The 14,454-nt window shown below is 73.9% G+C and carries 14 protein-coding genes; 3 read left to right on the top strand and 11 right to left on the bottom strand.

The features are described 5' to 3' along the window. The first annotated feature begins 5 nt into the window (after positions 1–5). Positions 6–911: a DUF4097 family beta strand repeat-containing protein gene (locus LWC33_RS35680; RefSeq protein ID WP_305080895.1), complete on the top strand. Its 906-nt coding sequence runs from the start codon at positions 6–8 to the stop codon at positions 909–911. Between the two features lie 104 nt (positions 912–1,015). On the opposite strand, the gene LWC33_RS26870 is transcribed toward LWC33_RS35680, so the two are convergent. Then, positions 1,016–2,248 carry a winged helix-turn-helix domain-containing protein gene (locus LWC33_RS26870; RefSeq protein ID WP_255693045.1) on the bottom strand — a complete coding sequence of 411 codons (1,233 nt, stop codon included), beginning with the start codon at positions 2,246–2,248 and terminating at the stop codon, positions 1,016–1,018. Positions 2,249–2,280: 32 nt separating this feature from the next. Then, entirely contained in the window at positions 2,281–3,240 is a 960-nt protein-coding gene (locus LWC33_RS26865) for an EamA family transporter (RefSeq protein WP_233307466.1), read from the bottom strand. 87 nt (positions 3,241–3,327) lie between these two features. Between LWC33_RS26865 and LWC33_RS26860 the strand changes: the two genes are divergently transcribed. After that, positions 3,328–3,855: a GNAT family N-acetyltransferase gene (locus tag LWC33_RS26860; RefSeq protein WP_233307465.1), complete on the top strand. Its 528-nt coding sequence runs from the start codon at positions 3,328–3,330 to the stop codon at positions 3,853–3,855. Positions 3,856–3,867: 12 nt separating this feature from the next. Here the strand turns inward: LWC33_RS26860 and dapB are convergent, their stop codons facing one another. The 9 genes from dapB to LWC33_RS26815 form a co-directional block, all read right to left on the bottom strand. Beyond that, on the bottom strand, positions 3,868–4,614 hold the full coding sequence (dapB, locus tag LWC33_RS26855; RefSeq protein WP_308191015.1) for a 4-hydroxy-tetrahydrodipicolinate reductase: 747 nt from the start codon (positions 4,612–4,614) through the stop codon (positions 3,868–3,870). Positions 4,615–4,656: 42 nt separating this feature from the next. Beyond that, the gene (locus LWC33_RS26850) at positions 4,657–5,133 is read right to left on the bottom strand and encodes a DUF456 domain-containing protein (protein WP_233307464.1); all 477 of its coding nucleotides are present in this window, start codon (positions 5,131–5,133) and stop codon (positions 4,657–4,659) included. Positions 5,134–5,270: 137 nt separating this feature from the next. Continuing rightward, the gene (locus LWC33_RS26845; RefSeq protein WP_233307463.1) at positions 5,271–6,539 is read right to left on the bottom strand and encodes a M16 family metallopeptidase; all 1,269 of its coding nucleotides are present in this window, start codon (positions 6,537–6,539) and stop codon (positions 5,271–5,273) included. A 29-nt stretch (positions 6,540–6,568) separates the two neighbouring features. Then, positions 6,569–8,827 (bottom strand): polyribonucleotide nucleotidyltransferase, encoded by a 2,259-nt coding sequence (locus LWC33_RS26840; protein WP_233307462.1) that lies wholly within the window; start codon positions 8,825–8,827, stop codon positions 6,569–6,571. Between the two features lie 208 nt (positions 8,828–9,035). After that, the gene (gene rpsO / locus LWC33_RS26835) at positions 9,036–9,305 is read right to left on the bottom strand and encodes a 30S ribosomal protein S15 (RefSeq protein ID WP_233307461.1); all 270 of its coding nucleotides are present in this window, start codon (positions 9,303–9,305) and stop codon (positions 9,036–9,038) included. A gap of 240 nt (positions 9,306–9,545) precedes the next feature. Beyond that, on the bottom strand, positions 9,546–10,184 hold the full coding sequence (locus LWC33_RS26830) for a hypothetical protein (protein WP_233307460.1): 639 nt from the start codon (positions 10,182–10,184) through the stop codon (positions 9,546–9,548). 122 nt (positions 10,185–10,306) lie between these two features. Then, positions 10,307–11,233 (bottom strand): bifunctional riboflavin kinase/FAD synthetase, encoded by a 927-nt coding sequence (locus LWC33_RS26825; protein WP_233307459.1) that lies wholly within the window; start codon positions 11,231–11,233, stop codon positions 10,307–10,309. A gap of 28 nt (positions 11,234–11,261) precedes the next feature. Beyond that, positions 11,262–12,146, bottom strand: a complete 885-nt coding sequence (truB, locus tag LWC33_RS26820; protein ID WP_308191014.1) for a tRNA pseudouridine(55) synthase TruB — start codon at positions 12,144–12,146, stop codon at positions 11,262–11,264. An 11-nt stretch (positions 12,147–12,157) separates the two neighbouring features. Continuing rightward, entirely contained in the window at positions 12,158–12,817 is a 660-nt protein-coding gene (locus LWC33_RS26815) for a response regulator transcription factor (RefSeq protein ID WP_233307458.1), read from the bottom strand. 123 nt (positions 12,818–12,940) lie between these two features. Here LWC33_RS26815 and LWC33_RS26810 point away from each other — a divergent pair, with 123 nt between their 5' ends. Continuing rightward, entirely contained in the window at positions 12,941–14,452 is a 1,512-nt protein-coding gene (locus tag LWC33_RS26810) for a cation:dicarboxylate symporter family transporter (protein WP_233307457.1), read from the top strand. Positions 14,453–14,454: the final 2 nt, after the last annotated feature.

The following is a 14,454-nucleotide window of genomic DNA, read 5'->3' as shown; positions in this document are numbered from 1 at the left end:
GCGCGATGACCGAACCGAACGAGGACCTGGTCCGCCAGCAGGCCTGGCCCTGCAGCGAGCCCGCCGAGCTCGAGGTCGCGATCGACGTCGGGCGGGTGCGGATCGAGCTGAACGACGACGCCACCGAGGTCCGCGTCGAGGTGCGCCACGAGCCCGACGCCGACAGCCCGTGGGAGCAGGGCATCACCGGCCTGCTCAACTGGCTGGGCTCCGCGACCGGCGACATCGCCCGTGACCCCGGTGCCGCCGCGGTCCGCGCGGCCGAGATCGACTGGACCGCGGGCGCTCGACGGCTCGTGGTGCGCTCCACCCAGGACCTGCCGCTGCGGGTGGTGCCGCTGGCGGTGACCGTCTGGGCGCCCGCAGGGTCGCGGCTCGCCGTGCGCACCGGGGCCGGTGACGTCACGGTCGTCGGGCGCTCCGGCTGGGCCGCCGTGCGGACCGGCTCCGGCGACGCCCGGCTCGACGAGGTCACCGGCGCCCTCGAGGTCACCACCGGCTCCGGCCGGGTCGAGCTCGGGATCGTGGGCGCGGAGGCCAAGCTGCGCACCGGCTCCGGCGGGATCTCGGCCGCCGCCCTCTCCGGCCCGACGACGGTCAAGGCGGGGTCCGGCGACGTCTCGTTCGGCGAGGTGCACTCCGACCTCACGCTGAAGACCGGCTCCGGCGACGTCGAGGTGGCCGACGCCTTCGCCGGCCGCTTCGACCTCACGACGGGCTCCGGCTCGATCCGGGTCGGGGTGCACTCCGGCGTCGCCGCCGAGCTCGACCTCACCTCGGGCTCGGGTCACGCACGCAGCGATCTCGAGGTCGGCAAGGTCGCCCCGGCCGACGCACCCCCGCTGCGGGTCGCCGGTCGGACCGGCAGCGGGAACATCCGTATCACCCGCGCCGCCACCGCCGCGGTCTGACGGGGACGACGGCGCGTCCGGAAGGTCCGGGCGCGCCGTCGGCGCGTCCCACCCCAGCGCTCGCCCCACCGCTCACCCCGGCGCGCACCCGCCTACCCCACCGCCTACCCCACAGCCCCGGCCAGTGCGCCCGCGAGATCCCCACGCTCCCCGACGACCACGCCCTCGAGCCCGAGCCACTCCGCCATGTGCCGCAGCTCGGCGGCCAGCTCCGCCGCGACCCGCGGGATCTGGCCGCCCACCTCGGCGAACGCCCCCTGCACCCGCAGCACGCCCACCGACCGGTCCGCCTTGAGATCCACCCGGGCGACCAGCTCGCCGTCGAGCAGGAACGGGAAGACGTAGTAGCCGAACTCGCGCTTGGGCTCGGGCACGTAGATCTCGATGCGGTACCGGAAGCCGAAGATCCGCCCGGTGCGCTCGCGCTCCCAGATCAGCGGGTCGAACGGGCACAGCAGCGCCCGCCCCTCGATCCGCCGCGGCACGACCGCGCCGGGCGCCCGGTACGCCGGCGACCGCCAGCCGCGCACGGCGACCGGCTCCAGCTCCCCCGCCTCGACCAGCTCCTCGACGGCCCGCCGGCTCTCGGCGGGCCCGAGGCGGTAGTAGTCCCGCAGGTCCGGCTCGGTCCCGATCCCCAACGCCCGGGCCGCCCGCCGCACGAGCCCGCGCGCCGCCTCGCCGTGGTCCATCGGGTGGGCGGCGAGCACCGCCGGCGGCAGCACGCGCTCCGGCAGGTCGTACAGCCGCTGGAAGTTGACCCGGGTGCCGGTGGTGAGGGCGCCGAGGCCGAACAGGTACTCGCAGATCCGCTTCACGTCGGACCGTTCCCACCAGGACACCCCCGGCGGGCGCGGCTTCCCCGCCGCCCCGCCCAGCGCCGTCTCCAACGCCCCGGCGCCGACCGGACCGAGCTCCTTCACGGCGGCCAACACGTCGTCGACCAGGGCAGGTTCACGGTCGGCGAGCCGTGCGTAGTGCCGCCACCACCCCGGCCGCTTCGCCCCGGACAGCAGCAGCGGCCAGTCCTCGACGGGCAGCAGGCTCGCCTCGTGCGCCCAGTACTCGACCATCAGCCGCGGGCGTCGTGCGGTGTGGTGCCAGGCCGCCCCGTCGAGCAGGTCGCGGGGGTAGGCGCCGAGCCGGCTGAAGACGGGCATGTAGTGCGCCCGCACGGCGACGTTCACCGAGTCGAGCTGCAGCAGCTGGACCCGGCCGAGGGCGCGCTGCAGGTGCCGCCGGGTCACCGGGCCCGAGGGGCGGGGGTCCGCGAAGCCCTGCGCCGCGAGCGCGGTCCGGCGCGCGACATCGGCCGAGATCGTCCTCACGAGGGGCATGCTGCCAGGACGCACCGACATTTTCCGGACGGTCAGCGCGCGGGGGGCGGATCCGGGAGCGGCTCCGCGGTGAGCGCGCCGGGTGCGCCGACCGGCCGGCGTTCCGCACGCACCACCAGCACGACCGCGACCAGCACGATCACCCCGCCGAGGCCCTGGAGCGGGGTGAACCGCTCGTCGACCAGCAGGACCCCCAGCAGGACCGCGATCACCGGGTTGACGTAGGCGTAGGTCGCGACCGTGGACACGGGCAGCCCGCGCAGCGCCACGGCGTAGGCGCTGAACCCGCCCAGGGTGGCCAGCGCGGCGGCGGCCCAGAGCCACCAGGTCGCGGCCGGGAGTGCGCCGACGTCGACCCGGCCGCCCGCCGCTGAGCCGACCGCGATCATGATCAGGCCACCGGTCACCATCTGCACCGTGGCCAGCGCGAACGGGCTCGGCGGAACCGGCAGCCGGGTCGTCGCGTAGGTGCCCGAGGCCCACCCCAGGCCCGCCAGCACGACCAGCCAGGGCCCCCACCACGCGTTCCCGGCCGTCCCGCCCGAACCGGGCCCGGCCAGGACCAGCACGCCCAGCCCGACGAGCCCGACCAGCACGCCGACCAGCGTCGCGCGGCCGGGCCGGTCGCCGAAAAGCGTGCGCAGCACCGCGATGTAGAGCGGTACGACGGCCAGGAGCAGTGCCGCGAGGCCCGACGGGATCTGGGTCTGCGCGACGGCGACCAGGCCGTTGCCCCAGGCCGGCAGCAGGAGCCCGGAGAGCATCGTCGTCAGCAGCGCCGGCCGGCTCATCCGCAGCTCGCGCGGCCCGGAGAGGACCAGGACCAGGATGCCGAGCGCGGTCCCGGCCGACAGGAACCGGAAGCCGCCGGCGAGCAGCGGCGGCACGTGCGTGATCAGCAGCCGGTTGAGCAGGTAGATCGAGCCCCAGAGCAGGTAGACGAGCGAGAGCGCCACCCAGGCCGCCCGGGCGCCGGACGGACGACCGTTCACGTCCCTGCACGCTGCCATGCGGTCGGCAGCGGGCCAACCCCTCGGCCGGTGTCCGGCGTCACCCCGTCACCGGGTACGAATGTGCGCATGGCCCTCGCCTCGGTCCGCCCCGCCGTCGACGCCGACGTCGACGAGATCGTCCGCATCCAGGCCGGGACCTGGCGGGTGGCGTACGCGGAGGTCCTTCCCGAGGCCGCACTGGCCCGGTTGACCGGCGACGACGCCCGGCGCGCCTGGCGGGACGCGGTCGCGGCCGGCGACCCCTTCCACGTGTTCGTGGCGCTCGAGGGCGACCGGACGGTCGGTTTCTGCGCCGCCGCGCACTACGCCGGGCAGGACGGGCTGGCGATCGCCGAGGTCAGCGCGCTGCTCGTCGAGCCCCGGTGGGGGCGGCGCGGGCACGGCGGGCGGCTGCTCGCCGTGGCCGGGGCCGCCCTGCGCCGGGCCGGGTCCGAGGAGGGCCGGGCCTGGGTGCCCGAGGCCGACGCCGCCTCGCGCGCTTTCTACACCCGCGCCGGCTGGGCGGCCGACGGCGCCGTGCGGACCCTCGACACCGGCGAGGGCACCGTGCGCGAGGTCCGGCACACCGGCCCGTTGGACCTCGCGCTGATCTGACGGTCGACCCGGCTAGGCCAGCCCGAGCAGGGGCTCCAGGCCGAAGGTCAGACCCGGCCGGCCGGGCACCGCGCGGATCGCCATCAGGACGCCCGGCATGAACGAGGCCCGGTTCATCGAGTCGTGCCGGACCGTCAGGACCTCGCCCGCGCCGCCGAGGATGACCTCCTGGTGGGCGACCATCCCGGGCATCCGCACGGCGTGCACGTGGATCCCGTCGACCGCGGCGCCGCGCGCGCCGAGGGGGTCGCTGGTGGTCGCGTCGGGCACCGGGCCGAGCCCGGCCGCCGACCGCGCCTCGGCGACCAGCGACGCCGTGCGGGCGGCGGTGCCGGAGGGGGCGTCGACCTTCTTCTCGTGGTGCAGCTCCACGATCTCGGCCGACTCGAAGAACCGCGCGGCCTGCGCGGCGAAGTGCATGGCCAGCACGGCGCCGACGCCGAAGTTCGGGGCGATCAGCACACCCTGGCCCGGCTTGTCGGCGAGCCAGCCGCGGACCGTGTCGAGCCGCTCGGCGTCGAACCCGGACACCCCGACCACGGCGTGCTGACCGCGGTCGAGGACGTGCTTCAGGTTGTCCATGACGACGTCGGGCCGGGTCAGGTCGACCACGACCTCCGCGCCGTCCGCGGCGTTGATCGGGTCGGCCGAGCCGACCTCCGCCACGAGCTCCAGGTCGTCCGCGCCGCGCACCGCCGCGCACGCCTCGGAACCCATGCGTCCCTTCGCCCCCAGCACCGCCACCCGGATCGCACTCACGAGCGGAACTCTAGGCGGCGGGCTCCGTCCCCGGACTGCCGGCTACGCGAGGACCAGGCCGGTGATCCAGGCGGCGACCATGAGCAGGCCTGCGGCCAGTTCGATGAGGATGCTCCAGCCGACGGCGGAGAGCGCGTGCTTGGTCGACGGCCACGCCTCGGCCGAGCTGCGCAGCCGGGCCAGTTCGGCGAGGTAGACGCCGAGCACGAAGCCGAGGAACAGCCCGACCACCGGGATCACGAAGAAGCCGACGACCCCCAGCACCCCGCCGGCGAGCAGGCTGCGGCCGGGCACGCCGGCGTCGCGCAGCCGCTTGCCGGGCACCAGGAACTTCGCGACCGACCCGACGACCAGCAGCCCACCGGCGACGCCGAGGACCCACCAGCCGAGGGCGTCGCCGCGCGGGACGGCCCAGACGGCGACGCCGGCCAGGATCACGATCAGTCCGGGCAGCACCTGGACGACGACCCCCACCAGGCCGACCAGGATCAGCAGCCCCGCGACCAGCGCCGTCAGCACACGATCAGGCTAGCGGTGATCGTCGGGCGGAGAGCGGAGCCCACAGCCCGACTCGCCGGAGCCCACAGCGCGACTCGCCGAAGCCCACAGCCCGACTCGCCGAAGCCCACAGCCCGACTCGCGGAGCCGCTGCCCTGCTACGCCAGGTCGTGGAGGGCGGCGGGGAGGTCGTCGACCGAGTGGTAGGGACCGACCACGGCGGCGGTGAGGTCCTGCGTGAGCAGCTCGGCGGCGAGGCCGGCGACCTGGGCCGGGGTGACGGCGTCGATCCGCGCGAGGCTCTCCGTGATGCTGCGCTGGCGGCCGTGGTCGAGCTCGGAGCGGCCGAGGCGGTTCATCCGCGAGGCCGAGTCCTCCAGCCCCAGCACGGTGCCGCCGCGCAGGGAGCCCTTGGCCCGCACCACCTCGGAGTCGGTGAGCCCGTCGGCGGCGGCGCCGGCCAGCACGTCCCGCACCACCGCGACGACCTCGCCGAGCCGCTCCGGCGCGCACCCGGCGTAGACCGAGAAGGTGCCGGCGTCGGCGTAGCAGGCCTGGGCCGAGTACACCTGGTAGGCCAGCCCGCGCTGCTCTCGGACCTGCTGGAACAGCCGGGACGACAGCCCGCCGCCGAGCGCGGCGTTGAGCACCGCGAGGGCGGGGCGCCGTGGGTCGTGCCGGTCCAGCCCGGGCACGCCGAGCAGCAGGTGTGCCTGCTCGGACTCGTCCGTGCGCAGGGCGAGCGCCCTGCGGGCGGGCAGGCGCCCCCCGCCGGCCGGGCGCGGGCCCACCGGGGTGAGCTCCGGACCCTCGCCCAGCGCCTTCGCCGCCAGGTCTGCGATGTGCCCGTGGTCGAGGTTCCCGGCGGCCGCGACCACCATCCGCGGGGTCGTGTACTCGCCGCGCCAGAAGTCGTGCAGCGTCTCGCGGCTCATGCCCCGGATCGACTCCTCGGAGCCGATGACGGGACGGCCCAGCGGGTGCGCGGCGAAGATCGTCTCGTCGAAGAGCTCGCCGAGCAGGTCCTCGGGGTCGTCGTCGCGCATGGCGATCTCCTCGAGGACCACCCCGCGCTCCAGCTCGACGTCCGTGTGCGCGAGCTCGGCGTTGGTCACGACGTCGGCGAGGACGTCGAGCGCCAGGGGCACGTCCTCGTCGAGGACGTGCGCGTAGTAGCAGGTGTGCTCCTTGGCGGTGAACGCGTTGAGCTCGCCGCCGACCGCGTCCATCTCCTCGGCGATCCCCTGCGCGGTGCGCCGCCCGGTGCCCTTGAACAGCAGGTGCTCGAGGTAGTGCGCGGCGCCGGCCTGGTCCGGGCGCTCGTCCCGGGAGCCGATCGCGATCCAGATGCCCAGCGCCACCGACCGCACGCCCGGCACCTGCTCGGTGAGCACGCGGACGCCCCCGGGCAGCTCGGTGCGAGCCACCCCGGGGGCGTCCGTGTGCGACGTGCTGGTCAGCTGGAGACCTCGGCCGGCTCGGCCTTGTCACCCTCCGGCGCGGCGGCCGGGGCGCCGTCGCCCGAGTCGCCCGCGCCCTCCTCCTGCACCGGGATCAGGCTGATCTTGCCGCGGTTGTCGATGTCGGTGACCTCGACGCGGATCTTGTCGCCGACCTTGACGACGTCCTCGACCTTGCCGATCCGCTTCCCGTTGCCGAGCTTCGAGATGTGGACCAGGCCGTCCTTGCCCGGGACCAGCGAGACGAAGGCGCCGAAGGCCGCGGTCTTGACGACCGTGCCCAGGAACCGCTCGCCGATCTTCGGCAGCTGCGGGTTGGCGATGGCGTTGATCATGCCGATCGCCTCCTCCGCGGACGGGCCGTCGGCGGCGCCGACGTAGATCGTGCCGTCGTCCTCGATGGAGATGTCCGCGCCGGTCTTCTCCGTGATCGAGTTGATCATCTTGCCCTTCGGGCCGATGACCTCGCCGATCTTGTCGACGGGCACCTTGATCGCGGTGACCCGCGGCGCGTAGGTGCTCATCTCGTCCGGCCCGTCGATCGCCTCGCCGAGCACCTCGAGGATGGTCAGGCGGGCGTCCTTGGCCTGGTTCAGCGCGGCCGCGAGGACCTCGGACGGGATGCCGTCGAGCTTGGTGTCCAGCTGCAGCGCGGTGACGAACTCAGCCGTGCCGGCGACCTTGAAGTCCATGTCGCCGAACGCGTCCTCGGCGCCCAGGATGTCGGTCAAAGCGACGTACTGGGTCGCGCCCTCGACCGTGTCGGAGACCAGGCCCATCGCGATGCCCGCGACCGGCGCCTTCAGCGGCACACCGGCGTTGAACAGCGACATCGTGGATGCGCAGACCGAGCCCATCGACGTGGAGCCGTTGGAGCCGAGCGCCTCGGACACCTGGCGGATGGCGTACGGGAACTCCTCGCGCGTGGGCAGCACGGGCAGCAGGGCCCGCTCGGCCAGCGCGCCGTGGCCGATCTCGCGGCGCTTCGGCGAGCCCACCCGGCCGGTCTCACCGGTCGAGTACGGCGGGAAGTTGTAGTGGTGCAGGTACCGCTTGTGGGTCTCCGGACCCAGCGAGTCGATCTGCTGCTCCATGCGCAGCATGTTCAGCGTGGTGACACCCATGATCTGGGTCTCGCCGCGCTCGAACAGCGCCGAGCCGTGCGCCCGCGGGACGACCTCGACCTCGGCCGACAGCGGCCGGATGTCGGTGAGTCCGCGGCCGTCGATGCGGACCTTGTCGCGCAGGATGCGCTGGCGCACGAGCTTCTTGTTCAGCGACCGGAAGGCGGCGCCGAGCTCCTTCTCTCGGCCCTCGAACTGCGCGCCGAGGGACTCGAGCACCGAGAGCTTGACCGCGTCGGTCTTCGCCTCGCGCTCCTGCTTCGGGCCGATCGCCAGCGCGGCGGCCAGGTCGGCGCTCGCGGCCTTCTCCACGGCCTCGAACGCATCCGGCTGGTAGGCCGGGTACGTCGGGTAGTCGCGGGTCGGCTTGGCGGCGACCTCGGCCAGCTGCTGCTGGGCCACGCACAGGCTGCGGATGAACGGCTTGGCCGCCTCCAGGCCCTGCGCCACGACCTCCTCGGTGGGCGCCGCGGCGCCACCGGCGACGAGTTCGATCGTCTCCGTGGTGGCCTCGGCCTCCACCATCATGATCGCGACGTCGTCGCCCACGATGCGGCCGGCCACGACCATGTCGAACACGGCCCGCTGCAGGTCCTCGTGCTGCGGGAAGGCGATCCACTGGCCGTCGATCAGCGCGACGCGGACGCCGCCGATCGGCCCGGAGAAGGGCAGGCCGGCGAGCTGGGTGGACGCGGACGCGGCGTTGATCGCCAGGGCGTCGTACGGGTCCTGCGGGTCCAGCGACAGGACGGTGACGACGATCTGGATCTCGTTGCGCAGGCCGTCGACGAACGAGGGGCGCAGCGGCCGGTCGATCAGGCGGCAGGTGAGGATCGCGTCCGTACCGGGACGACCCTCGCGGCGGAAGAACGAGCCGGGGATCTTGCCGATCGCGTACATCCGCTCCTCGACGTCCACCGTGAGGGGGAAGAAGTCGAAGTGCTCCTTGGGCTGCTTCGACGCCGTGGTGGCGGACAGCAGCATGGTCTCGTCGTCGAGGTACGCGACGACGGAGCCGGCGGCCTGGCGCGCGAGGCGCCCGGTCTCGAACCGGATGGTGCGGGAGCCGAAGCTCCCGTTGTCGATCACTGCGGTCGTCTCGTGGACGCCGTCGTTCTCGAGGTCTGACATGAAGTGGTGTCTCTCCTTCGTGAAGAGCCTGTGCCACCTCGCCGGATCCTCCGCGGAGCCGGTCTTCGATCGAAGTCCCCGGAGCGTTCTCTCCGGGAACCACTACCGAGGACCGGCGGATCATGGGGCGCGGTGACGGAAGTGGGTCGTTCTTCAGTTGTGTGCCGGGCCGCCGGGGCGGTTCACACCGCCCCGGCCCCGGACCGGGTCAGCGGCGCAGGCCCAGCCGCTCGATGAGCGAGCGGTAGCGCTGCACGTCGACCGACGCCAGGTACTTCAGCAGGCGGCGGCGGCGGCCGACCATGAGGAGCAGGCCGCGGCGGGAGTGGTGGTCGTGCTTGTGCATCTTGAGGTGCTCGGTGAGGTCGCTGATCCGCTTGGTCAGCAGCGCGACCTGCGCCTCCGGCGAGCCGGTGTCGCCCTCGTGGACGCCGTACTCGTCGAGGATGGTCTTCTTGTCTGCGGCGGTGAGTGCCACTGCGGTGGTGCTCCTTCGTGTGGTGACGTCCGTGGGGCCCGCGCCCGGCACGCACTCGCCGTGGTGGGCGACCGCGTCGGGGCGGGAAGCTGGTCACGGCCGCCACGGACTGCAGCCGGACCCACGGGAGAGGCTACCAGCGCGGGCCCGTCCACCTCCGGGTACCCGGCGATCGTCGCCGGTCAGGGTGGGTGACGGGTGTGTCGCGCGTGTCTCCTGTGGTCGTCGGGGGGGCGGGGGTCACCGGGTGGCGGCGGCACGGCGGAGGAGCGCGGCGAGCTCCGGGAAGGTCGCGGCGAGGGTCGACGCCGCGGCGATCAGCTGGGCCGGCCCCGCCACCCGGCGCAGCGCCTCCGCCGCGAGCAGGGCGGGGTCGCGACGCGGGATCGGTCGGGTCCGGCGGGGGTCGATGCCGGGATCGACGTCGGAGTGGGCGGCTGGGTGGGCCGCGGGAAGGCCTGCGGGGTGGACGCCGGGGACCGGGCCGTGGGTCGTGGACGGGTGCCGCCGCGACGGCGGGCCGGGCGGGGCGGACGCGTCGCGGCCCGGCGTGACCGGGCGGGCGAGCAGTGCGGCCCACCCGGGCGGGGCCGTGCGCACCTCGTCGAGCAGGGCCGGGACGTCCTCCGGCGCGACGGGCCCGGCCGCGCACCGCCCGTCGAGCAGGAGCAGCCGGGCCAGCACCGCCGGATCGCCGATCTTCACGCGCTTGGCGCTGACCAGCTGCGACAGCATCGCCGGGCTCATCCCGAGGGTCGCGGCGAGGGCGCCCTGCGTGACGCCGAGGACCCGCGTCATCCGGTGCACCCGCTCGGCGAGCGGCGTCCCGTACAGCGTCCGCTGGCGCTCCCGGTTGGTGGCGAGCCTGTCGATCTCCACATCCGGATGCTGGCAGGTGCGCGCCCCGTCCCGTGGCGGAACGGGAGAAGTCGGCACCGGGAACCGCGCCCGATCGGGTGGCGTCGCACCCGCGCGCAGAGCCCGACCTCAGAAGCCCGACCTCAGGCGCCGAGCAGCTTGCGCGTCCGCTCGACGTCGGCGTTCATCTGCTCGATCAGCGGCCCGACGCCGTCGAACCGCTCCTGGCCGCGGAGCCGGTGGGCGAACTCGATGCCGACCTCGTGGCCGTAGAAGTCCTCGTCGACGTCGAGCACGTAGGCCTCGACGGTGCGGACCTTGCCGGAGAAGGTCGGGTTGGAGCCGACCGAGATCGCCGCCGCCAGCCGCCGCTCGCCCAGCAGGAACCAGCCCGCGTAGACGCCGTCGGCGGGCAGGGCGGTGTGCAGCGCGCAGGCGACGTTGGCGGTCGGGAAGCCCAGCTCGCGACCGCGCTTGTCGCCGTGCACCACCACGCCGTCGACCCGGTGCGGGCGGCCGAGCGCGGCGGCGGCGGCCTCCATGTCGCCCGCGTCGATGCACGAGCGGATGTAGGTGGACGAGAAGGTCACGCCGTCGTCCGTGATCAGGTCGAGCGCCTCGACCTGGAAGCCGAACCGGACGCCGAGCTCCCGCAGGGTGCCGATGTCGCCGGCGGCCTTGTAGCCGAAGGTGAAGTTGGTGCCCACCACCACGTTCGCGGCGTGCAGGGTGTCGACCAGCACCTCGTGCGCGAACTCCGCGGGCTTCATGTGCGCCAGCTCGTTGGTGAACGGGATGACGCAGAACGCGTCCGCCCCCGCCTCCTCGACGAGATCGGCGCGGCGCTCCAGGGTGGTCAGCGCGGCCGGGTGCGAGCCCGGACGGACCAGCTCGGCGGGGTGCGGGTCGAAGGTGACGACGACGCTGCGCAGGCCGCGCTCCCGGCCCCGCTCGACCGCCCGCTCGATCAGCTGCCGGTGCCCGCGGTGCACGCCGTCGAAGACCCCGATGGTCACGACACTGCGGCCCCATCCCGAGGGCACGGCCTCGAGTCCCCGCCACCGTTCCACGATCGGCAGCCTACGGAACCGATCGTGCTCAGGAGCCCGCGGGGGCGAGCACCACCACCGGCTTCGCCGCACCCCCGGCGTCGGCCATGAGGGCGAGCACCCGGCCGTCGGGCGCGAAGACGCCGTAGGTGCCGGTCAGACCGGCCGCGGGCAGCCGCTTGCCGTGCGCGACGTCCGTGGCGCCGCCGGCGTCGACGTCCCGGCGCGGGAAGGCGGTCGCCACCGCCCCGGCGAGGTCGAGCGACAACCCCGGCTCGGCCTCGAGCTCCGCCAGCGTGCGCGCGTGGGTCAGCTCGAACGGCCCGACCCGGGTACGCCGCAACGCCGTGAGGTGCCCGCCCACGCCCAGCGCCGCGCCGACGTCCCGGGCCAGAGCCCGCACGTAGGTCCCCGACGAGCACTCCACCACCACGTCCAGGTCCGTGCCCCGGCGTTCGACCAGCGTGAACGCCGAGACCGTCACGGGCCGGGCGGGGATCTCCACCGTCTCGCCGGCCCGGACCCGCGCGTAGGCGCGCTTCCCGTCGATCTTGATCGCGCTGACCGACGACGGCACCTGCAGGATCTCCCCCGTCAGGGCCGCCATGGCCGCGGCGAGCGCCCCGTCCTCGACGCCGGACGCGTCGGCCGACGACACGACCTCGCCCTCGGCGTCGTCCGTGGTCGTGGCCGCGCCGAGGCGGATCGTCGCGGTGTAGGCCTTGGTGTCGAGCGCGAGGTGTCCGAGCAGCTTGGTGCCGCGCTCGACCCCGCAGACCAGCACCCCGGTGGCCATCGGGTCGAGGGTGCCGGCGTGGCCGACCTTGCGGGTGCGCAGGATGCGCCGCAGGCGGGAGACGACGTCGTGCGAGGTCATCCCACCGGGCTTGTCGACGACGACGATCCCACCGGCTACCAGTCCTGCGTCGGGCACGGGCCGTGACCCTACTTCCCCAGCCGGTACCCGACGCCGCGCGCCGTCACGATCACCTCCGGCCGGCCCAGCTTCGAGCGCACCAGCGCCACGTGGGCCTCGAGGGTGCGGCGCGCGGACGGGTCGCTGGTCCCCCACACCTCGTCGAGCAGCTCGTCGCGCGCGACCACCGCGCCCTCCCGACGGGCGAGGGCCGCGAGCAGGTCGAACTCCTTGCGCGCCAGGCCGACCTCGGCGCCCGCGACGGTGACCGCGCGGCGGGCGAGGTCGATCTCCACGTCCCCCGCGACGACCGCGGGTGCCACCCCGAGGCCGCGGGTCCGGCGCAGCACGGCGTCGATCCGGGCCAGCAGCTCCTCGACGAGGAACGGCTTGACGATGTAGTCGTCCGCGCCGTTGCGCAGCCCGCTGACCCGCGCCTCCACCGCGCCCCGCCCGGTCACGGCGAGGATCGGCACCCGCGAGACCTCCCGGATCCCGCGGCACACCCCGATCCCGTCCCGGTCGGGCAGGCCCATGTCGAGGAGTACGACGTCCGGTTCGGACTCGCGCACCGCCGCAAGCGCGTCGGCCCCCCTGGTGACGTGGCGGACCCGGAAACCCGCGTTGCCGAGGGCCTTCGCCATGGCGCCGCCGAGCACTTCGTCGTCCTCGACCAGAAGTGCACGCACCGTCCGGTTGCTCCCATCCTGCGAAACCTCAAGCCCCGCCCAATTATGAACGCCTGCGCCCTGACATGGCGCCGGTCGCGTTCCTAGCGTGCTCCCGGCACCGGACGTCGAGGAGGACGACACGTGACAGCACTCGAAGCGGCACCCCGTAAGCGCTTCTACACCCAGCTCTGGTTCTGGGTCATCGTCGGCATCGCCTTCGGCATCGTGTTCGGCATGGTGGCGCCGGACGCCGCCAAGGGCGCCAAGTGGCTTGCCGACGGCTTCATCCAGATGATCAAGGTGATCGTCGCCCCGGTGATCTTCTGCACCGTGGTCGTGGGCATCGCCTCGATCGGCAACCTCGCCCGCGCCGGCGGGCTGGCGCTCAAGGCGCTCTTCTACTTCCTGGTCGCGACCGTCGTCGCGCTGACGATCGGCCTGGTGGCGGCGAACGTCTTCGCGCCGGGCTCCGGGTTCGCCGGCCAGCCGTCGGCGACCGCGCTGGCGTCGGCCGCCAAGCAGGTCGACCAGGGCTCGCAGGACGCCGGGTTCACCGGCTTCATCCTCAACGACCTGCTGCCGACCAGCTTCCTCGGCCCGTTCGTGGAGAACGAGGTCCTGCGCGTCCTGGTGCTGGCGATCCTCACGGCCTGCTCGGTGACGCTCCTGGCCGCGCCGCTGCGCAAGCGGGTCGTCGGCTCGATCGAGACCATCTCGAAGGTCATCTTCGGGATCATCAAGCTGATCATGTGGGCGGCGCCGGTCGCGGCCTTCGGCGGCATGGCCTACACGGTCGCGCAGTTCGGCGCGGGCTCGCTGACCAACCTCGTCAAGCTGATGGGCGTCTTCTGGGGCACCTGCGCGTTCTTCGTCGTCGCGGTGCTCGGGCTCGTGTCCTGGTGGGCCGGGTTCAACATCCTGAAGGTCATCCGGCTGATCAAGGACGAGCTCCTGATCATCGTCGGCACCTCGTCGTCGGAGTCCGTGCTGCCGCGCCTGCTCACCAAGCTGGAGGCGGCGGGTGCGTCGAAGCAGACCGTCGGCCTGGTCATCCCGACCGGCTACTCGTTCAACCTCGACGGCACCTGCATCTACCTGACCCTGGGCGCGCTGTTCATCATCCAGGCGGGCAACGAGCACCTGCCGGTGGCGGCGCAGATCGGGCTCGCGCTCCTCATGGTCCTGACCTCGAAGGGCGCGGCGGGCATCACCGGCGCCGGCCTGGTCACCCTGGCCGCGTCGCTGCAGGCCTTCGGCGGCGAGTTCTTCTCCGCCGAGGCGATCGCCGTCGGCATCGCGCTGATCATCGGCATCGACCGCGTGATGAGCGAGGGTCGGGCGCTGACCAACTGCATCGGCAACGTCGTGGCCACCCTGGTCATCGCCCGCTGGAACGGCGAGCTCGACCGCGAGCGGCTCAAGGCGGTGCTCGACGACCCGTCGCTGGTCGACGAGGCCATGGAGCTCGAGCACGGGTCGCAGGCCGACGACGAGGCCGGGGACGAGCCGGAGAAGGAGCTCGCGGCGGTCGGCGCGAGCAGCGGGTACGAGGTCGCCACCGAGCGCACCGGCCGGGTCACGAGTACCGGCAAGACGCTCCCGCCGGCCGAGCGGACCGGGGAGCGCGGCGACGCCCACGAGTCCGTCCGGTAGCA

This window comes from Pseudonocardia terrae, from assembly GCF_021343995.1.
Lineage (GTDB): Bacteria > Actinomycetota > Actinomycetes > Mycobacteriales > Pseudonocardiaceae > Pseudonocardia > Pseudonocardia terrae.
The sequence above is the reverse complement of the archived record's forward strand: the minus strand, read 5'-3'. Positions and strand labels throughout refer to the sequence as shown.

Bases quoted from the DNA above. Each gene is read 5' to 3' on its own strand.
- LWC33_RS26840 (WP_233307462.1), bottom strand. From the start codon at position 8,827: ATGTCAGACCTCGAGAACGACGGCGTCCACGAGACGACCGCAGTGATC.
- LWC33_RS26860 (WP_233307465.1), top strand. From the start codon at position 3,328: ATGGCCCTCGCCTCGGTCCGCCCCGCCGTCGACGCCGACGTCGACGAG.
- LWC33_RS26870 (WP_255693045.1), bottom strand. From the start codon at position 2,248: ATGCCCCTCGTGAGGACGATCTCGGCCGATGTCGCGCGCCGGACCGCG.
- LWC33_RS35680 (WP_305080895.1), top strand. From the start codon at position 6: ATGACCGAACCGAACGAGGACCTGGTCCGCCAGCAGGCCTGGCCCTGC.